The following is a 19,314-nucleotide window of genomic DNA, read 5'->3' on the forward strand; positions in this document are numbered from 1 at the left end:
GCCTCCTCGTCCGTGTTCCGGTGTATCTCACGGACGGGGAGGCACGAGACGTTGCACGGGCGGATCAGCCGGCGAGGTTCACCAGCTTGAAGGTGACGTAGCGGTCCGGCGTGTAGACGATCTCGCCGCCCTTGCCGGAGATCACGCGGTCGTTCGTGCCCACCGGGAACAGCTGGTAGTAGCCGGCGGCGCACGACGGCAGCACTCCTTCGCGGTTCTGGTAGACCGTGCCGGTCGCGCCACCGCGGGCCTTGTCCACCACGGACTTGGCCGCGGACGAAAGCGTCGAGTAGCCGATCTTCGTCAGCTTCGAGGTGTCACCGCAGGACGGCGCCGGGGTGCCGTCGACGTCGATCACGGAGAAGGTCTTGTAGTGGTCGGCGGTGTAGAAGAACTCCCCGCCGTCACCGGTGACGATGCGCCGCGCGCCGCGGTCCGGCGAGCCGGGGGTCGGGACCGTGTATTCGTGGTAGTAGGCCGAAGCGCACTTCGGGAGGATGTTCTCCCGGTTCGAGAAGACCGTGCCGTCCTTGTCCGGGTACGGGAACGGCCCGCCCTTCTTGATGAGGTCGTAGGTCGTCGTCGCCTCGGCGGGCAGCGACGACAACGACACGTGCTTGAACCCGGTGAGGTCCCCGCACGGGTTCTGCTGGACCGAGACGGGGGCGGCCGTGGCCTGCGCGGCGCTCAGTCCGCCGAAGAAGGTGACAAGCAGAACGAGCAGCGCGGCGGCGATCCGCGATCGTTTGTTGGTCATTTTCGGACCGTAACCCGATCGTGTATTCACCAGAAGGCGTCGAGATGAACTCTTCATCGCCGCTCACCAGCGCCCGACCAACGGCTTCGGCCGTTCGGGTCAACCTCGTTCGGAGTACTTTTCCGAGAGGCGTTTGAACACTATCGGCGGCACCAGGTGCTCGATGTCGCCACCGAGCGCGGTGACCTCCTTGACCAGCGAGCTCGACACGAACCCGTACGCCGGGTTGTTCGCCATCAGCAGGGTTTCGAGTCCGGTCAGCTCACGGTTCATCTGCGCCATCTGGAGCTCGTAGTCGAAGTCGCTGACCGACCGCAGGCCCTTCGCGACCGCGATGATGTCGTTCTCACGGCAGTAGTCGACGAGGAGTCCCTGCCAGGAATCGACGCGCACGTTCGGCAGCTTCGCGGTGATCTCGCGCAGCATGTCCATCCGCTCCTCGGTGGTGAACAGGCCCTTCTTGCTCTTGTTCACCCCCACCGCGACGACGACCTCGTCGAACAGCTTGGCCGCCCGCTCGATGATGTCGAGATGTCCATTGGTGGCCGGGTCGTAGGACCCGGGACAGACCGCACGCCGCATGCGCGGACGCTACCAAGGCGAGGAACGTCCTGCGCGTTCTGCGCGTCCTGCGTCACACCTGATATTCGGCCCAGTAGAGCGCCGTGTCGCCGTAGCGCTTCGTCCGCATCGGCTCGAAGCCCGGCGGCCAGTCCGGCTCGCCGTCCCGCGCGGCCCGCTCGATCACCACCAGCGCCCCGTCCGTGATCCACCGGTTCGCCGCGAGCGCGGCCATGACCTCCCCCAGGCGGGTGGAATCCACAGCGTAGGGCGGGTCGGCGAGGACGATGTCGAACGTTTCCGGCGCCGGAGCGGCCACGACGGACTCGACGGCGCCCGCCCGGACCGTGCCGCCGAGCCCCAGCGCGGCGACGTTCCCCTTGAGCACTTCGGCCGCGCGCCGGTCCGACTCGACGAACAGCGCGCCCGACGCGCCGCGGGACAACGCCTCCAGCCCGAGCGCGCCCGAACCGGCGTAAAGGTCGAGGACCTGGGCCCCCTGCAGCTCGCCGGCGACCTCCAGCGCGTTGAACAGCGCCTCGCGCACACGTTCCGAGGTCGGCCTCGTGCCTTTCGGCGGGACCTTCAGCCGCCTGCCGCCCGCGGTCCCCGCCACGATCCTGGTCATTGGAGCATCGTGCCTCAACGCCTTCCGCCGTGACGTTGGCCGGGACTTGGTGAAGCCTCCGCCCAGCTCGCGTAGAGTCGTCCTTCGCCCTCGGAGGCGATAGAAGCGTTTAGGAGCGTTGCGTGTCCGAACCTCGGGTCAGACGGGCCGAGATCGCCATCGAGCAAGCCCATGTGGACACCGTCTACACCCGGCTCGCCGAGCTGCGAGCCCAGGCTGAGGCCATGCGTACCAAGGGCTACGAGATCGGCCATGGCGCCGGGCGGGAAGCCATTTTCGAGCAGGCGTCCATGCTGTTCGAACGGGACATGATGGTGTACCACGCCAATCAGACCCTCCAGACCCTCGACGCGGAGTACGAGGGCCTGGTCTTCGGCAGGCTCGACCACCTCGACAACGACCACATCTACGTCGGCCGTCTCGGCATCCGCGACGCCGAGTTCGACAACCTCGTCACCGACTGGCGCGCGCCCGCGGCCGCGGCGTTCTACCAGGCGACGGCCGAGGAGCCGATGGACGTCGTCCGGCGCCGGGTGATCCGGTGCTCCGGCCAGAACGTCCTCGACGTCGACGACGACGTCCTCATCGCCGACGCGGTCCCCGAGGGGATGCAGATCGTCGGCGAAGGCGCGCTGATGGCCGCGCTCGGCCGGTCGCGCGGCGAGAAGATGCGGGACATCGTCGCCACCATCCAGAAGGAACAGGACGAGGTCATCCGCGCGCCGTGGCGCGGTGTCACCGAGATCACCGGCGGTCCCGGCACCGGCAAGACCGCGGTCGCGCTGCACCGTGCGGCGTACCTGCTCTACCGCCACCGCCGCCAGCTCGGCGGCGCGGGCGTGCTGGTGATCGGCCCGTCCGGGGTGTTCACCAGCTACATCTCGCGGGTACTGCCGTCGATGGGTGAGACGAACGTCGAACTGCGCGCGCTCGGCGAGGTCCTCGACGGCCTCGAAGCCACCCGGCAGGACCCGGCTCCGCTGGCGGCGATCAAGGGTTCGCTGCGGATGCGGAAGATCCTGCTGCGCGCCCTGCGGGACACGCCGGAAGACGCGCCCGAGGACATGAAGATCGTCTACCGCGGCGAGGTGCTGCGGCTCAACGCGCGCGAGCTCGACAAGGTGCGCCGCAAGGTGCACACCGCGGGCGGGCCGCCGAACCGGTCGCGGATCCGCGCCGCCGAGCTGCTGCTCGACGCGCTCGCCGCGAAGGCCGAGCAGCACGCGAAGGACGACGGCCGTCAGATCGACAAGGCCGAGCTGATCACCGAGCTCGGCGAGCGCATCGAGTTCCACCGGTTCCTGGTGGTCTGGTGGCCGATCCTGTACCCGGCGCAGATCCTGCGGTGGCTGGGCACCGAGAAGCGGCTCGCCTCCGCGGCGAAGGGCCTGCTCAACCGCAACGAGATCAGCATGCTCGCGGCCGACTTCGCCGACCGCTCGCGCGGCTGGACCATCGCGGACGTCGCGCTCCTCGACGAGCTTCGCGTCCTCATCGGCACACCGCCCAAGAGCCGCCGGGCCCGCCAGAACGTCGAGGTCAACCCGGAGCGCGGCGGCGCCCCGACCCGGCCCGAGCACTACGACGAGTACTCGCACGTGGTCGTCGACGAGTCACAGGACCTCTCGCCGATGCAGTGGCGGATGGTCGGCCGGCGCGGCAAGTACGCGAGCTGGACCGTGGTCGGCGACCCGGTGCAGAGCTCATGGCCGGATCCGGCCGAGGCCGCGATGGCGCGGGACCAGGCGTTCGGGCTCAAGACGACCCGGCGCCGGTTCACGCTGCGCACCAACTACCGGAACTCGGCGGAGATCTTCGACCTGGCCGCGAAGGTCGTCGCGGGGCACGCGGAGGCCGACGAGCTTCCGCGCGCGGTGCGGCAGACCGGCGTCACCCCGGAGGTCCGGCCCGTCGAGGCGTCCGGGCTCGAGGCGGCGACGCAGGCCGCGGTGAAGGAACTGATGGGCGCCGTCGAAGGCACCGTCGGCGTGATCACCGCCATGGACCGGGTGCCCGAGGTCGAGGGCTGGCTCGCCGAACTCTCGGACGAGCGGCTCAAGGTCGTCGGCAGCCTCGATTCCAAGGGCCTCGAGTACGACGCCGTCGTGCTGGTGGAGCCGAACGACCTCATCACGGAGTCGACCACCGGCCGCCGGGTGCTGTACGTCGCGCTGACCCGCGCGACCCAGCAGCTGACCGTCCTGGCGTCCAACCCCGACTGGATCCCCGCCGCCTGATCACGCATGTCGTCCGTCTGATCACGCGAGTTCGCCCTCCAATCACGCGAGTTACGCCCCCGATCACGCGAGTTCGGCGTTCGATCACGCGAGTCCGGCGTGCCTCCGCGGACGACACGCGTGATTGGACGGACGACACGCGTGATTGAAGGCGTAACTCGCGTGATCGGGGGCGTGACTCGCGTGAGGGAGGGCGAAAAAAGCTGAAGGGCTCCTTCAGGACACTGGTGAATGCCCTGAAGGAGCCCTTCAGACCCCCGGTGAGTGAACGATGTGGGGACGCATCGCACGTCCAGGGGTATTTCTAGCGCCTCTTCGTTGTTCGGTGTCACGGCGATCCCACCGAACAACAACGCCGAACAACGAAGAGGCCGTGGTCACGGGCACGGAGGCCGGTAATCGAGCCCCGGCAGGTGTTGTTCCCACTCGTCCGCCGTGATCCGCGGGTACACCGTCGCGCAGATGCGTTCGGCCGCCCGCTCGGGGCTGGTCTCCCACAACCGCACGCTGCCGTCCGCGACCGAGCCCGCGAGCGTGTGCCCATCGGGGGCGAACGCCACGGCGTTGACCCGGTCGACGTCGTCGATCAGGTTCGCCGATTCGCGGACCGATCCCGGATCGGAGACATCCCATAGTCGCACTGATCGGTCGTAGCTGCCGGTCGAGAAGGTCTTCCCATCGCCGCTGAAGGCCACCGAGATGACGTTGTCGGTGTGCCCGGTCAGCAGCGCGGCCTCCCGGGGCGCCGCCGGATCCGTCACGTCCCACAACCGGGCCGTGCGGTCGGCGCTTCCGGTGGCGGCGAGTTTCCCGCCCGGGCTGTAGGCCACGGAGAACACCGTGTCGGAGTGTCCCTTCAGTACCGAAAGCTGCTTCGGCGCCTTCGCGATCGAGACGTCCCACAGCCGGGCGGTGTGGTCCCAGCCGCCGGTGAGCAGGGTGCGGCCTTCCGGGCTGAAGGTGAGCGAGTGGACGTCGTCCTCGTGTCCGGTGAGGGTCGCGAGTTCGACGGGGCGCCGGATGTCGGCGACGTCCCACAGCTTCACCGTGTGCCCGGACCCCGCGGTCGCGAGAGTCCGGCCGTCCGGGCTGAACGCGACGGGGTCGATCTCGTCCGCCGGACGGTAGAAGACGCCGGCGTCGACCGGTTTCCGCGGATCGGTGACGTCGATCAGCCGCATCGTGTGGTCCCAGGACCCGGCGGCGAGCGACCTGCCGTCCGGGCTGAACGCGAGACCGCAGACACCCTGGCCGAAACCGGCGATCTTGCCCACCTCCCGCGGGTTCCGTGTGTCGGACACGTCGACCAGGCGCACCACACCGTCCTGGCTGCCGGTGGCCAGCAGCTTCCCGTCGGCGCTGAACACCGCCCGGCAGGCCGGCTTCGCCGGGCCGCTGATCGCAGGCCCCGGCAGATCCCACATCCGCGCCGTCTGATCGTCGCTCGCGGTCACCAGCGTGCGGCTGTCCGGCGTGAACACCGCCCAGACCACGGCCGCGGTGTGCCCGACGAGCGCCGGTTTCTGGCGAGGCTTCGCCGGATCGGTGATGTCCCACAGCCGCGCGGCCCGGTCGAAACCGGTCGTAGCCAGTGTCGTCCCGTCGGGACTGAACGCCACGGACCGCACGATGGCCTTGTGCGAGTCGATGGTCGCCAGCGGTGACGGCGCCATGAGGTTGGCGACGTTCCACAGGCGCGTGGTCTGGTCGATGCTCGCGGTGGCGAGCGTCCGGCCGTCCGGGCTGAACGCCGCGGAATGGACACCGGCGGTGTGTCCCTCCACGACTCTGAGGGGTTTGGCCGTGGCCGGGTCGGCCACGTCCCAGAGCCGCACGGTCTTGTCGGCGCCGGTCGAGACGAGTGTCCGCCCGTCGGGGGCGTAGGCGAGCCCGTTGACGTTGCCGGTGTGCCCGGTCAGCGTGGCCGCCAGCACCGGTTTCGCGAGGTCGCGGACGTCGAACAGGCGCACCGTGCCCTCGCCGTCCGAGGTGGCGAGCGCCGCGGCCTTCGGACTGAACGCCACCGCGTTGACCCGTCCCAGATGCTCCCCGACCAGCACTCCCGGCCCGGGTTTAGCCGGGTCCGCGACGTTCCACAGCCGCGCGGTCTTGTCCCAGCCCGCCGTCGCGACCGCGCCGCCGTCGGCGCTGAAGGACACCGAGTTGACGTTGCCGGTGTGCCCGGTCAGCGTGGCCAGCTCGCGCGGGCGGTGAGGATCCTTGACGTCCCACAACTTGGCCGTCTGGTCCCAGCTGCCGGTCACCATCACCTGACCGTCGCCGCGCAGGGCCGCCGCGTTGACACGGTTGCCGTGTCCCCGGACGCGGGTCGAGTACGGCGACTCGAACATCGCGAGCACACTGCCCCGGGTGTCGACGCTCGGATCGACGCGGTACGCCGCCAGCGCGAGCTGCGCGGCCAGCGCCGGGTTCGTCGTCCGCATCGCGACGGCCTGCCCGGCGACCTTCTGCGCGAGCGCGCTGTTGCGCTGGGCGGTCGCGGTCTGCTCGGCCCGGACGGCGTACACCATCGCCGCCGTCGCCAGCACCAGCAGGACGGCCAGGAGCGCGACCAGCTGGCGCAGCCGCCGGGTGCGGCGCCGCGCGACGGCCTGCTCCTGGTTCTCGATCGCCACGCTCGCTTCGAGGAAGCGGCGTTCACGCTGGGAAAGCGCGCTCTCGTGCTCCGCCGCCCACTCCCGGGCGATGGACAGCCGGGCGCCGCGGTAGAGCCAGCCGTCGTCGCGGCCGACCGATTCCCACGCGTCGGTCGCTTCGGTGAGCTGGCGGTGCACGCGCAGGCCCTCGCGATCCTCGGCGAGCCATTCGCGCAGGCGCGGCCAGCCCCGGATCAGCGCCTCGTGCGCGATCTCGATGCCGTTGTCGTCGAGGGTGACGAGCCGCGAAGACGCCAGCCTGTCCAGCACGACGGCGACGTCCGGGTCATCGGCGTCCACCTCGTCGCGGGTGATGCGGCGCTTCGTGTCCTCGGTGCCCTCGCCGAGCGCGGTCATCCGCAGGAAGATCTGGTTCGCCAGCCGCTGCTGGTGTTCGCTCAGCGCGGTGAAGGTGTGCTCGGAGGTCTGCGCGACCGACCGTTCGATCCCGCCGGTGGACTCGTAGCCGGTGAGGGTGAGGGTGTTGCCGTGGCGGCGGCGCCAGGTCTCCAGCAGCGCGTGCGACAGCAGCGGCAGCACGCCGGGCTGCCCGGTCGCGTCGGCGACGAGCCGCGAGACCAGCGCGTTCTCGACGCGGTACCCGGCGTCGATCGCCGGCCGCGAGATGGCCTGCCGCAGCTCCTCGGTGCTCATCGGGCCGACGAGGATCTGCGCGTCCTGCATGGCCTCGACCAGCTCGGGATGCCTGGCACAGTGCGTGTAGAAGTCGGTGCGGATGCCGAGGACGACCCTCGTCCGGCTCTCCGGCTCGGTCGTCGCGGTGACCAGCGCCGACAGGAAGGCTGCCCGCTCGTCGGCGTCCTGGCACAGCGTGAAGACCTCTTCGAACTGGTCGACGACCAGCACGACGTCGCCCTCACGGTCGGCGACCAGCTGGCGGGCGGCCAGGCCGAGGTTGCGCGGATGTCCGGTGAGTTCGGCCAGCAGGCCGCCCGGCGCGAGCCCGAGCGCGGCGCCGAACTGGACGGCGCATTCCTGCAGCGGGCGCGACCCGGGGGTCATCAGCATGGTGACGGAGGACTCGGCGAGCGCGGGCAGCAGGCCCGCCCGGAGCAACGACGACTTACCTGAACCGGAAGCCCCCAGAACCGCCAAGAATCGTTGATCCGAAAGCCTCGTGACGAGTTTTCCGACAAGTCGTTCGCGACCGAAGAATCGGCTCGCGTCGTCCGGCCCGAATGCGGTCAGGCCGATATAAGGTGGCGATTCCCCATTCGGCGCGGCAACCGGTGAATCACGGACTCCGCCGCGCGTGCGCTCGGTCACGTCGTGCCATCGGGCCTCCCACTCCTCCTCGGGCCCGTCGCACGCCCGGACATAGGCCAACGTCACCGCCAAGCTGGGCATCTTCTTCCCACCGGCGGCTTCGGAGAGGGTTCCCGCGGAGTAGTGGGCACGCCTGCCCAGCTCCCGGTACGTCGGATTCCCGGCCTTCTCCCGCAGACGCCGGAGATCGGCGGCGAACCCCAGCAACGGATCGTCCCCGGGGTCCAAAGGTCTCTCCGGACGCGGCACTCTCAATCCTTTCTTTTCAGTGGTTTTCCCACCCTCGCATTCGGGGGCAACCGTACCGTGGAAACGGGGGAACTCCGCCGAGTACCGGCCACATCGGGGCGGTTAATTTCGATCGATCGACAGGCGCGGGAAGGGATCGAGGGCCCGGCGCGTTGTACCGGGGCGTGACCTCTTTGCCTGACATCCCGCTGTCCGTGCTCGACCTCTCGCCCGTCGTGGCCGGAGGCGGTGTGGCGGATTCGCTGCGCAACACCCTCGACCTCGCCCGCCGGACCGAGGCCCTCGGCTATAACCGGTACTGGCTCGCCGAGCACCACAACATGCCCGGTATCGCGAGTTCGGCGACCGCCGTGATGATCGGCCAGGTCGCGGCCGCCACCGAACGCATCCGGGTCGGCTCCGGCGGGGTCATGCTGCCGAACCACGCGCCGCTGGTGGTGGCCGAGCAGTTCGGCACCCTGGAGGCGTTCCACCCCGGCCGGATCGACCTCGGCATCGGGCGCGCGCCGGGCACCGACCAGCGGACCGCGCTCGCGCTGCGCGGCCCGGGCGGGCTCAGCGCGGAGAACTTCCCGCAGCAGTTCGCGGAACTGCTGGCCTACTTCGAGCACTCCGACCAGCGCGCCGTCAACGCCGTGACCGCCGAAGGGAACAAGCCGCCGGTGTGGCTGCTCGGCTCGAGCGGTTTCAGCGCGCGGATGGCGGGCGAACTGGGCCTGCCGTTCTCGTTCGCGCACCACTTCAGCGCCGAGAACACGCTGCCGGCCGTCGCGCTCTACCGCGACGCGTTCAAACCGTCGGACGTCCTCGACGAGCCGTACGTGATGCTCGGCGTCTCCGTGGTCGCCGCCGAAACCGACGAGCGCGCCCAGTATCTCGCCGCGCCCAGCGGCCTGACGTTCCTGAGCCTGCGCAAGGGCCGCCCCATCCCGCTGCCGACACCGGAGGAGGCCGCGGCGTACCCGTACACCGACATCGAGCGCGTGTTCATCGAGGACCGGGCTTCGAGCAGTGTCATCGGTTCGCCCGAGACTGTCCACAAGGGACTGGAGACCTTGCTGGCGGATACGGGTGCCGACGAGCTGATGATCACGACGATGGTGCACGACCAAGCGGATCGGGTGCGGTCGTACGAGCTGGTCGCCGAACTGGCGCGCTGACGCCGGGCGGTCTCGCCTGCCCGCTCCCGCAGGTGCCATGAAAGGTCCTTTCCTTGCAAATTTTGCAAGGAAAGGACCTTTCATGGCATCCGGGGCGGCGCGGGGCCGGAGGCGGTGGTGCGCGTGACAGCACCGCGGCGCGTGTCATGAAAGGGTCGTTCAGGACGAAAGGTGTCCTGAACGACCCTTTCATGACACGCGACCGATCGGCCGGCCTCACCCACCCCACGCCCCGAACGGACCAACGCCCCACCGAACACGAAAGAACCGACAAGATCCCCGCCCGCCTTTGTCAGAAAAAGACAAGAATTCACCGGTTACCAGGACGTGACGTCTTGATCACACCGAAGTTCTTGTCACCAGGCAGGCGCGTGATTAGCGTACCGACCAGTAGCAAACAGCACGGTAACACCCCGTTGATACTGTTCAACGATTCCGTTCCGCCATTCGGAGCAAAGGAATTGCGCAAGCTGGGGTGTATTCGCCGTGCCCGGAAAACGGGAGGGTCGGCGTGGGCGTCCGGACTGGCGCACCCTCATTCCCCGGCGCGGGTGCGATCCGGGAGACCGGAAGGCTCTATTCGCTCGGCCTCGACGTCGTCCGCCTGACCTTCCGGCGGCCGTTCCAGGCACGCGAGCTGATCCAGCAGTTCTGGTTCATCGCGAGTGTGTCGATCCTGCCGACGGCGCTGGTCGCGATCCCGTTCGGCGCGGTGATCGCGCTGCACATCGGGTCGCTGACCGCGCAGATCGGCGCGCAATCCTTCACCGGCGCGGCCAGTGTGCTGGCGATCATCCAGCAGGCCAGCCCGATCGTGACGGCGTTGCTGATCGCGGGCGCGGGCGGTTCGGCGATGTGCGCGGATCTCGGGTCGCGCACGATCCGCGAGGAGATCGACGCGATGGAGGTGCTCGGGGTCTCCCCCATCCAGCGCCTGATCGTGCCGCGCGTGCTCGCCGCGATGGGGGTCGCCGCATTCCTCAACGGAATGGTCAGCGTGGTCGGCGTTCTCGGCGGTTATTTCTTCAACGTCATCATGCAGAACGGGACACCGGGTGCGTATCTGGCCAGTTTCTCCGCGCTCGCGCAGCTGCCGGACCTCTGGATCAGCGAGATCAAAGCGGTCATCTTCGGTTTCGTCGCGGCGATCGTCGCCTCTTATCGCGGGCTCAATCCGAAAGGCGGCCCGAAAGGCGTCGGTGACGCGGTGAACCAATCCGTGGTCATCACTTTCCTCCTCCTGTTCCTGTTGAACCTCGTGCTGACGACGCTTTACCTGCAGCTCGTCCCGGCGAAGGGCAGCTGATGGTCACGAGCACACCCACCCGCGCGACGCGGGTCCGCGAAGCCGTCGATCGCCGGTTCGGGTTCCTGGACACGCTCGGCGACCAGATCCTCTTCTTCCTCAAAGCACTCGCCTGGGTGCCGCGCGCGGTGCGCCGCTATCTCCGGGAGATCACCCGCCTGCTGGCCGAGGTCAGTTTCGGCAGCGGCGCGCTCGCGGTCATCGGCGGCACGATCGGCGTGATGATCGGGATGACCGTGTTCACCGGCACGGTCGTCGGGCTCCAGGGGTATTCGGCGCTCAACCAGGTCGGCACGTCGGCGTTCGCCGGGTTCGTCTCCGCGTACTTCAACACCCGCGAGATCGCGCCGCTCGTGGCCGGGCTCGCCTTGTCGGCGACCGTCGGCTGCGGGTTCACCGCGCAGCTGGGCGCGATGCGCATCTCCGAGGAGATCGACGCGCTCGAAGTGATGGGCATCCCCAGCGTCCCGTACCTGGTGACCACCCGGATCATCGCCGGTTTCCTCGCGGTCATCCCGTTGTACGCGATCGGCCTGCTGACCTCGTATCTCGCGTCGCGCCAGATCACCGTCTGGTTCTACGGCCAGTCCGCGGGCACCTACGACCACTACTTCCTGCTGTTCCTGCCGCCCGGTGACGTGCTCTGGTCGTTCGGCAAGGTGCTGGTGTTCAGTGTCGTGATCGTGCTCGCCCACTGCTACTACGGCTTCCGCGCGAGCGGTGGCCCGGCGGGGGTCGGCGTCGCCGTCGGACGTGGCGTGCGGACCGCGATCGTGGCGGTCAGCGTGCTCGACTTCTTCCTCAGCCTCGCGATCTGGGGCGCGACCACGACGGTGCAGGTGGCCGGATGAGCCGGCGCGGGCTGCGCAAAGCCGGGGTCAGGACGGCCGGGGTCCTGTTCCTCGTGGTGATGTCCGCCCTCGTGCTGCTGTCGATCAAGATCTACCGCAAGGATTTCGTCGACTCCGTGCCGGTGACGCTGCAGGCCGACCGCGTCGGCAACCAGTTGCGCGCGGGCGGGCAGGTCAAGGCGCGCGGCGTGGTGGTCGGCGAGATCCGCGACGTCCGCGCCACGCCCGGCGGCGCGGAGATCGATCTGGCCATGGAGCCGGGGAAGGTTTCCCAGCTGCCGAAGAACGTGTCCGCGCTGCTCGTGCCGAAGACGCTGTTCGGTGAGCGGTACGTGCAACTGTCCATTCCGGACGGACCGAAGGCCGGACCCTTGAGCTCGGGCGACGTGATCACCCAGGACCGTTCGGCCAACGCGATCGAGCTGGAGCGCGTCTTCGACAACCTGTTGCCACTGCTCAAGGCGGTGCAGCCACAGAAGCTCGCGACCACGCTGACCACGGTCTCGACCGCGCTGGAAGGCCGCGGCGACCAGATCGGCGACACGCTCGCCACGGCGGCCGCGTACCTGAAGGAGTTCAACCCGAATCTCCCGGCGCTGAACGACAACATCCGCGACCTCGCCACGGTTTCGAAGCTGTACGGCGACATCGCACCGGATCTGCTCGACGCGCTGAGTGCCTCGGCCGTCACGCTCGACACGGTCAAGGAGAAACGGGCGGAGCTGGCGTCGGTGTACCAGCAGGTGACGTCGTCGTCCCAGCAGGTCACGACGTTCCTCGCCAACAACCGCGCCAACATCATCGCGCTCGCCGCCGACAGCCGCGCGCCGCTGGAGGTCGCCGCGAAGTACTCGCCGAGTTTCGCCTGCACGCTCGACGCGCTCGCCAAACTGAAACCGCAGATGGACAAGGTGCTGGGTGCCGGAACCGACGAGCCCGGCCTGCACGCGGAGATCGTCGTGACCCAGCCTCGCGGCAAATACGTCCCGGGAAAGGACGATCCGGTCTACAACGCCACCGGTGAACCACGATGCTATCCGTCGAACGGGCTGATCGGCCAAGGGATCGCCGCGACCGACGGGAAGACCGCCGCACTGCCGGGTGTGCAGGGTGACCTCGGGCTGCCGAACTCGCCGCAGGAGCGGGAACTGATCTCCACCCTGGTCGCGCCGTCCATGGGCGTTCCGACGGCCGAGGTACCCGCCTGGGGCAGCGTGCTCGTTGGCCCGCTCTACCGCGGCACGGAGGTGACCCTGCGATGAGGAACTTCGTGAGCCCCCTGATCAAGGGGCTGATCTTCGTCGTCGTCACGACGCTGGCGACGGTGCTGCTGGCGGTGTCCATCACGAACACCGGCCTCGGCGACACCAAGAACTACAGCGCCAAGTTCCTCGACGCGACGTCGCTGAACGTCGGCGACGACGTCCGGATCTCCGGCGTGCGGGTCGGCCAGATCGAAGCGCTGGAGATCGCCGACCACAGCCTGGCCCGCGTCGAGTTCTCCCTCGACTCCCAGCGCAGGCTGCCCGCCGACGTCACCGCGGTGATCAAGTACCGCAACATGGTCGGCCAGCGCTACATCGCACTCGAACGCGGCAAGGGCACCCGCGAACTCCTGGAGCCCGGCGCGGAGATCCCGCTGGAGCGCACGACACCCGCGCTGGATCTCACGGAACTGTTCAACGGCTTCAAACCGCTGTTCCAGGCTCTCTCGCCCAAGGACGTCAACCAGCTCTCCGGCGAGATCGTCCAGGTGCTGCAGGGTGAAGGCGGCACGGTGGAAAGCCTGCTGGCGCACACCGGTTCGCTGACCACCACGCTCGCCGGCCGCGACAAGGTGATCGGCGAGGTGATCACGAACCTGGACACGGTGCTGAAGAGCATCAACGGCAAGGGTGACGCGCTGGCCACTTTGGTCTCCACGCTGAAGGAGCTGGTGACCGGCCTCGCCGGTGACCGCACCGAGATCGGGGAAGCCGTCTCGGGGCTCGCGGAACTCACCACCGCCACGGCCGGCCTGCTCGACCAGGGCAGGAAGCCGCTCAAGGACAGCATCGAAGGCCTGGGCCTGCTCTCCGGTCAGCTGACGACCGACGAGGCCAAGGCCGAGGTCGACAACTTCCTCACCGTCCTCCCCGGCAAGCTGAACGAACTGGGGCGGATCAGCTCGTACGGATCGTGGATGAACTTCTACCTGTGCTCGGCCGTCCTCAAGACCACGCCTCCCCGCGGGGTTCCGGCGACGGCGGAGAGGTGCACGTCGTGAAACCCTTCAAGGAACGGAACCCGATCGTCGTCGGTCTCGTCGGCAGTGCCGTGGCGGCCGCGGTGCTGACCGCGACGCTCAACTACGAGAACCTGCCGATCATCGGCTCCGGAACCACCTACCAGGCCGAATTCTCCGAAGCGGCGGGCCTGCAGCAGGACGACGAAGTCCGCATCGCCGGGATCAAGGTCGGCGAGGTGAGCGACGTCCGGCTCGCCGAAGACCACGTGGTGGTCAGTTTCCGGGTCAAGGACGCCTGGGTCGGCGACAAGACCGCCGCCGAGATCAAGATCAAGACCCTGCTGGGCCGGAAGTTCCTCGCGCTGCGCCCGACCGGCGAGACGGTGCAGAACCCGAAGCAGATCATCCCGCGCACCAGGACAGTGACGCCCTACGACGTCACCGAGGCCTTCAACGGGCTGGCCGACACCGCGGGCGCGATCGACACCGATCAGCTCGCGGAAAGCTTCACGACGCTGTCCGACACGTTCAAGAACTCGCCCGAGCACATCAAGAAGGCGCTCGAAGGGCTGACGTCGCTGTCGAAGACCGTGTCCTCCAGGGACAGCGAGCTCGCCAGCCTGCTGACCAACGCGCACGGCCTCACCACCACGCTCGCGAATTCGAACGACGACTTCGCCAAGCTCCTCTCGAACGGCAATCTCCTGCTGACCGAACTGGACCGCCGGCGGCAGGCGATCCACGACCTGCTGACCGGCTCGCAGCAGCTCGCCGCCCAGCTTTCGGGACTGGTGAAGGACAACAAGGACCAGCTCGGCGGAGCGCTCAGACAGCTCGGAGAGGTGACCGACATCCTGCAGCGGCAGAACGACAATCTCGCCAAGAGCCTCGACCTCGCCGCGCCGTACTTCCGCGTGGTGAACAACTCGCTCGGCAACGGGCGCTGGGTGGACGGCTATCTGTGCGGCCTCATCCCGGAGAACCGGGACTCCTGCACCCCGAAGATCCCGGGAGGCGGCCGGTGATCAGCAGATTCGTCACCCTCGCGCTCGTGCTGGCGCTGGCCGTCGTCGGCGGCCTCTGGTGGATCTTCTCCGGCAGTGGGCTCGACCGCGTCACGGTGTACTTCTCGCGCGCGGTCGGTGTCTACAGTGGATCGGACGTGCGCGTGCTCGGCGTCCGGGTCGGCCAGGTGGAATCGGTGAATCCACGCGGAGAACAGGTCGAGGTCGTGCTGACCGTCGACGGCTCGACACCGATCGCCGCCGACACGAACGTCCTGGTCGTGGCGCCGAGCGTGGTGGCGGACCGGTACGTCCAGTTCACCAAGCTCACCCGCGCGGGGAACCGGCTGGACGACGGCGCGGTGATCCCGGTCGAGCGCACCGGCACCCCGGTGGAACTCGACCAGCTCTACTCCAGCCTCGACACGCTCGCCAAGGCGCTGGGCCCCAAGGGGGCGAACGCCGACGGCGCGCTTTCGGAGCTGCTGCGCACCGGCGCGAAGAACCTGCAGGGCAACGGCAAACCGTTCAACGAGTCGGTGCGCAACTTCGCCGACCTCGCCAGGACCCTGTCCGGGAACTCGCAGAACCTCTTCGCCACCGTCGACGAGCTGCAGCGGTTCACCTCGATGCTGGCGACCAACGACCGCAACGTCAGCGAGGTCAACAAGCAGCTCGCCGCGGTCACCGGGACGCTGGCCGCGAACAAGGACGAGCTCGCCCGCGCGCTCAACGGCCTCGGTAGTGCGCTCGCGGAGATCCAGCAGTTCATCAAGGAGAACCGCGCGCTGATCAAGTCCAATGTGGACAAGCTCGCGGTGACCACCGGGACACTGGTCGACAAACGCGCCGCGCTGGCAGAGACCCTCGACACGATCCCGCTGGCGGTGACGAACGTGCTCGAAGCCGTCGACCCGAAGACCGGCAAACTGCAGAGCCGCGGCAACATGCTCGAATACGCCCCGCTCCCGCTGCCCGTCGCCGGCGACACCTACACCGGGGGGCGCTGATGGCCACGAAACGGGCGATCGCCGCGCTCACCGCGTGCTGTGTCGCGCTCACCGCCTGCTCTTCGGACTTCAAGGGCGTCTACGACCTGCCGCTGCCCGGCGGCGCGGACATCGGGGACCATCCGTACCGGGTGACCGTGCAGTTCGCCGACGTGCTCGATCTGGTCCCGCAGGCCGCGGTGAAGGTCGGCGACGTCCCGGTCGGCCGGGTCGAGACGATCAGGCTCGCCGAAGACGGCTGGACGGCCGAGACCGTGCTGGCGGTCAACGGCGACGTGCAGCTGCCCGCCAACGCCATCGCGCGGCTGCGGCAGTCCAGCCTGCTCGGCGAGAAGTTCATCGAACTCGCCCCGAGCGCGGCGAAGGCCGAGGGCAGGCTGGGCGACGGCGGGGTGATCCCGGTCGCGAGCACGAACCGCAACCCGGAGTTCGAGGAGATCTTCGGCGCGCTGTCCCTGCTGCTCAACGGCGGCGGGATCGGCCAGTTGCAGACCATCAACCGCGAGCTGTCGAAGGTGATGGACGGCAACGAGGAGGAGATCCGCTCCTTCCTGTCCACTGTGGAGCAACTGGTGTCCAACCTGGACTCCCACCGCTCCGAGATCACGTCGGCGCTCGACGGGCTCAACCGGCTCTCGGCCACGCTGGCGAACCGGAAGAAGCAGGTCGAAGGCGCGCTCACCGATCTCACCCCCGGCCTTCAGAGCCTCTCCGATCAGCGCACCCAGCTCGTCTCGATGCTGCAGTCGCTGGACCGGCTCTCGGGGGTCGGCGTCGACGTGATCAAGAAGAGCCGTGCCGATCTCGTCGCGGACCTCACCGCGCTCGCGCCGATCCTGAAACGGCTGGCCGACGCCGGCGAGAGCCTGCCCAAGTCGCTGGAGATCCTGCCGACGTTCCCGTTCACCGACGCCGTCCGAGACGGGATCAAGGGCGACTACCTGAACGTCTACGCCACGATGATCCCCGCGCCGGGCGTCGAACTCCCTCCCCCTGGCGAAGGGGTCCCGCCGGGACTCCCGACCCTGCCGCTGCCGTCCTCCGGAGGTAGCTGATGCTCACCGCCCGTATCCGGATCCAGGTGCTCGCGTTCGTCATCCTCGCCCTGGCGACGACGGCGTTCGTCGGGGCGAACTACGCGGGGCTCGGCAGGCTCTTCGGGGCGGGCGGGTACACCGTGAAGCTCGCGCTGACCGACGGCGGGGGCCTGTTCACCAACGGCGAGGTGACCTACCGGGGCGTCGCCGTCGGCCGGGTCGGCGAACTGCGGCTCACCGACGGCGGGATGGAGGCGGATCTGCTGATCGACGACGACGCGCCGCCGATCCCCGCGAACTCGCGGGCGGTCGTGGCGAACCGGTCCGCGGTCGGTGAGCAGTTCGTCGACCTGCAACCCCGCACCGGCGACGGGCCGTTCCTCGCCGAGGGTTCGGTCATCCCGCGCGAGGCGACGACCGTGCCGCTGCCGGTGCAGAATCTGCTGACCGATCTGGACTCGCTGACCGCGTCCGTGCCGACCGAGGATCTGCGGACCGTGGTCGACGAACTCGACAACGCCCTGCGCGGGTCCGGCGCGAACCTGCAGGTGCTGCTGGACTCCACCACCGACTTCACCAAACAGGCGTCGGATCACCTGCCACAGACGGAGAAGCTGATCACCGACGGCTCGACCGTGCTGAAGACCCAGGTCGACTCGTCGCAGGCCTGGCGGCAGTTCAGCGGCAACGCCAAGCAGTTCGCCGAGCAGCTGTCCCGTTCGGACGGTGACCTGCGGCGGCTGATCGCGACGGCGCCCGACGCGGCGACGCAGCTCTCCGGGCTGCTGAAGGACAACGAGCCGGGCCTGCCGATCCTGCTGGCGAACCTGCTCACCACGTCGCACGTGTTCTCGGCCCGCACGGACGGCCTCCGGCAGCTGCTGATCAACACCCCGAAGGCGGTGTCCGCGGTCGACGCGGCCGTCGACGAGCAGTCCGGGAAGATCGGGCTGGTCCTGACCTTCTTCGACCCGATGCCGTGCACCAAGGGCTATGAGGGCACGAAGATCCGAGACAGCGCGGATCTCTCACCGCTGCCGTTCAACACCGGTGCCGCGTGCACGCTCGAACGGGGCAACCCGAGTTCGGTCCGCGGCTCGCAGAACGCGCCGAAGGGCGGCGTCCCGCCCGCCGCGATCCCCGGCGGCTTCGGCGCCGACGGCCAGCCGACGTCCACCAGCCTCGAGGAGATGTTGTGGCTGCGAAACTGAAGATCGCGATCGCGGTGTTCGCCGCGGCCTGCGCGTTCGCGGGGTGGGCCGGGTACACCTGGTTCACGGCGACGGCTTCCGAGGCCGTGTCCTACGGCAACTCCCGCGACGAAGCACTGAAGTCCGGACGCGAACTCGTCGCCCGGCTGACCAGTCTCGACCATCACCGCGTCGACCAGGGCATCGCCGACTGGCTCGCCGCGTCCACCGGCCCGCTGCGCGATCAGCTGGGCAAGACCGACGACGCGACGAGACGGACGCTCACCAAGGACGCGACGGTCTCCACGGGCAAGGTGCTCGACGCGGCGATCAGCGAACTCGACGACCACGCGGGAACGGCCAAGATGCTGGCATCGGTGGAGATCACGATGGCGAAGGAAGGCGCGGCGCCGACGACGAAACGCAACCGCTTCGCCGCCGGGCTGACCAGGACGGACGAGGGCTGGAAGCTCAGCGCGCTCGACCAGCTGCCGGTGGGTGCGCGATGACCGCCACGGCCGACACCGACGTGGACGCCGATGTCACTGCGGAGACCGAGCCCGAGACCACGCCCGAAGAGACCACCGAAGAGGCCGCCCGGAAGCCGTCCCGCCGGCCGGACCTGCCACTGATCCTGCTGGTCGCGGCGGCCGTGCTGGTGGCGGCCGGGGTGTGGTTCACGCTGGAGGCGAGGTCGATCTCGGCGACGCCGTCGGCGGCCAACACCGCGCTCACCGACGTCGGCGCGACGGCCGAGGTGAACTCCGCGGTGACGGTGGCGCTGGACAAGATCTTCTCCTATTCCTACGACCGGACCGACGTCACCGAAAAGGCGGCCGCCGCGGTGCTCAGAGGAAAGGCACTGGAGTCCTACAACCGGTTGTTCGCCCAAGTCAGGGAAAAGGCCCCGGCCCAGAAACTGGTCCTCACCACCCGGGTCTCGTCATCCGCCGTCCAGGAACTCGGCGGCGGTAAAGCGAGGCTGCTGGTATTCCTCGATCAAGCGGCCGTCCGGGCCGACAACAATTCTTCGACGGCGGCCGCGGCACAGCTTTCGATCACCGCGGAACGCGAAGGCGACAACTGGGTCATCACCGATCTCGTCCCCAGATAATCCGCTTTGTAAACCAGGAGAGAAAACGAGGAGAATCCC

General features: G+C 68.7%; 16 protein-coding genes. 12 read left to right on the forward strand and 4 right to left on the reverse strand.

Going from position 1 to position 19,314, the window contains the following annotated elements; genetic code table 11:
* Positions 1-64: 64 nt before the first annotated feature.
* The 3 genes from AORI_RS71460 to rsmD form a co-directional block, all read right to left on the reverse strand.
* Positions 65-757 carry a ribonuclease domain-containing protein gene (locus AORI_RS71460; protein WP_016336394.1) on the reverse strand — a complete coding sequence of 231 codons (693 nt, stop codon included), beginning with the start codon at positions 755-757 and terminating at the stop codon, positions 65-67.
* A gap of 99 nt (positions 758-856) precedes the next feature.
* Entirely contained in the window at positions 857-1,339 is a 483-nt protein-coding gene (coaD, locus tag AORI_RS71465; RefSeq protein WP_016336395.1) for a pantetheine-phosphate adenylyltransferase, read from the reverse strand.
* Between the two features lie 52 nt (positions 1,340-1,391).
* Complete coding sequence (gene rsmD / locus AORI_RS71470) at positions 1,392-1,946, reverse strand: 16S rRNA (guanine(966)-N(2))-methyltransferase RsmD (protein ID WP_016336396.1); 555 nt, start codon at positions 1,944-1,946, stop codon at positions 1,392-1,394.
* A gap of 122 nt (positions 1,947-2,068) precedes the next feature.
* Between rsmD and AORI_RS71475 the strand changes: the two genes are divergently transcribed.
* Positions 2,069-4,183 carry a HelD family protein gene (locus AORI_RS71475; protein WP_016336397.1) on the forward strand — a complete coding sequence of 705 codons (2,115 nt, stop codon included), beginning with the start codon at positions 2,069-2,071 and terminating at the stop codon, positions 4,181-4,183.
* Positions 4,184-4,560: 377 nt separating this feature from the next.
* Here the strand turns inward: AORI_RS71475 and AORI_RS71480 are convergent, their stop codons facing one another.
* Complete coding sequence (locus AORI_RS71480; RefSeq protein ID WP_016336398.1) at positions 4,561-8,376, reverse strand: nSTAND1 domain-containing NTPase; 3,816 nt, start codon at positions 8,374-8,376, stop codon at positions 4,561-4,563.
* 164 nt (positions 8,377-8,540) lie between these two features.
* Between AORI_RS71480 and AORI_RS71485 the strand changes: the two genes are divergently transcribed.
* From AORI_RS71485 to AORI_RS71535, 11 genes are all read left to right on the forward strand, one after another.
* Positions 8,541-9,536 (forward strand): LLM class flavin-dependent oxidoreductase, encoded by a 996-nt coding sequence (locus AORI_RS71485; RefSeq protein WP_200870940.1) that lies wholly within the window; start codon positions 8,541-8,543, stop codon positions 9,534-9,536.
* A gap of 511 nt (positions 9,537-10,047) precedes the next feature.
* Entirely contained in the window at positions 10,048-10,842 is a 795-nt protein-coding gene (locus AORI_RS71490; RefSeq protein ID WP_016336400.1) for an MlaE family ABC transporter permease, read from the forward strand.
* Positions 10,842-11,693, forward strand: coding sequence for an MlaE family ABC transporter permease (locus AORI_RS71495; protein WP_007031428.1), 852 nt, complete (start codon positions 10,842-10,844; stop codon positions 11,691-11,693). Before AORI_RS71490 ends, AORI_RS71495 begins: the two co-directional genes overlap by 1 nt.
* Positions 11,690-12,955: an MCE family protein gene (locus tag AORI_RS71500; RefSeq protein WP_016336401.1), complete on the forward strand. Its 1,266-nt coding sequence runs from the start codon at positions 11,690-11,692 to the stop codon at positions 12,953-12,955. The genes AORI_RS71495 and AORI_RS71500 overlap by 4 nt, the downstream gene beginning before the upstream one ends.
* The gene (locus AORI_RS71505) at positions 12,952-13,959 is read left to right on the forward strand and encodes an MCE family protein (protein ID WP_016336402.1); all 1,008 of its coding nucleotides are present in this window, start codon (positions 12,952-12,954) and stop codon (positions 13,957-13,959) included. Before AORI_RS71500 ends, AORI_RS71505 begins: the two co-directional genes overlap by 4 nt.
* Positions 13,956-14,945, forward strand: coding sequence for an MCE family protein (locus AORI_RS71510; RefSeq protein WP_043849101.1), 990 nt, complete (start codon positions 13,956-13,958; stop codon positions 14,943-14,945). Before AORI_RS71505 ends, AORI_RS71510 begins: the two co-directional genes overlap by 4 nt.
* The gene (locus tag AORI_RS71515; protein WP_016336404.1) at positions 14,942-15,934 is read left to right on the forward strand and encodes an MCE family protein; all 993 of its coding nucleotides are present in this window, start codon (positions 14,942-14,944) and stop codon (positions 15,932-15,934) included. The genes AORI_RS71510 and AORI_RS71515 overlap by 4 nt, the downstream gene beginning before the upstream one ends.
* Positions 15,934-16,989: an MCE family protein gene (locus AORI_RS71520; RefSeq protein ID WP_016336405.1), complete on the forward strand. Its 1,056-nt coding sequence runs from the start codon at positions 15,934-15,936 to the stop codon at positions 16,987-16,989. Before AORI_RS71515 ends, AORI_RS71520 begins: the two co-directional genes overlap by 1 nt.
* Complete coding sequence (locus AORI_RS71525; RefSeq protein ID WP_016336406.1) at positions 16,989-18,182, forward strand: MCE family protein; 1,194 nt, start codon at positions 16,989-16,991, stop codon at positions 18,180-18,182. The genes AORI_RS71520 and AORI_RS71525 overlap by 1 nt, the downstream gene beginning before the upstream one ends.
* Positions 18,167-18,670, forward strand: a complete 504-nt coding sequence (locus AORI_RS71530; RefSeq protein ID WP_016336407.1) for a hypothetical protein — start codon at positions 18,167-18,169, stop codon at positions 18,668-18,670. Before AORI_RS71525 ends, AORI_RS71530 begins: the two co-directional genes overlap by 16 nt.
* Positions 18,667-19,275 (forward strand): hypothetical protein, encoded by a 609-nt coding sequence (locus tag AORI_RS71535; RefSeq protein ID WP_016336408.1) that lies wholly within the window; start codon positions 18,667-18,669, stop codon positions 19,273-19,275. Before AORI_RS71530 ends, AORI_RS71535 begins: the two co-directional genes overlap by 4 nt.
* Positions 19,276-19,314 lie beyond the last annotated feature (39 nt).

It is taken from the genome of Amycolatopsis keratiniphila (assembly GCF_000400635.2).
GTDB classification, from domain to species: domain Bacteria; phylum Actinomycetota; class Actinomycetes; order Mycobacteriales; family Pseudonocardiaceae; genus Amycolatopsis; species Amycolatopsis keratiniphila.

Coding starts and splice junctions, on each gene's coding strand:
- coaD (WP_016336395.1), bottom strand. CDS start 1,339: ATGCGGCGTGCGGTCTGTCCCGGGTCCTACGACCCGGCCACCAATGGA.
- AORI_RS71535 (WP_016336408.1), top strand. CDS start 18,667: ATGACCGCCACGGCCGACACCGACGTGGACGCCGATGTCACTGCGGAG.
- AORI_RS71520 (WP_016336405.1), top strand. CDS start 15,934: ATGGCCACGAAACGGGCGATCGCCGCGCTCACCGCGTGCTGTGTCGCG.
- AORI_RS71495 (WP_007031428.1), top strand. CDS start 10,842: ATGGTCACGAGCACACCCACCCGCGCGACGCGGGTCCGCGAAGCCGTC.
- AORI_RS71505 (WP_016336402.1), top strand. CDS start 12,952: ATGAGGAACTTCGTGAGCCCCCTGATCAAGGGGCTGATCTTCGTCGTC.
- rsmD (WP_016336396.1), bottom strand. CDS start 1,946: ATGACCAGGATCGTGGCGGGGACCGCGGGCGGCAGGCGGCTGAAGGTC.
- AORI_RS71460 (WP_016336394.1), bottom strand. CDS start 757: ATGACCAACAAACGATCGCGGATCGCCGCCGCGCTGCTCGTTCTGCTT.
- AORI_RS71500 (WP_016336401.1), top strand. CDS start 11,690: ATGAGCCGGCGCGGGCTGCGCAAAGCCGGGGTCAGGACGGCCGGGGTC.
- AORI_RS71525 (WP_016336406.1), top strand. CDS start 16,989: ATGCTCACCGCCCGTATCCGGATCCAGGTGCTCGCGTTCGTCATCCTC.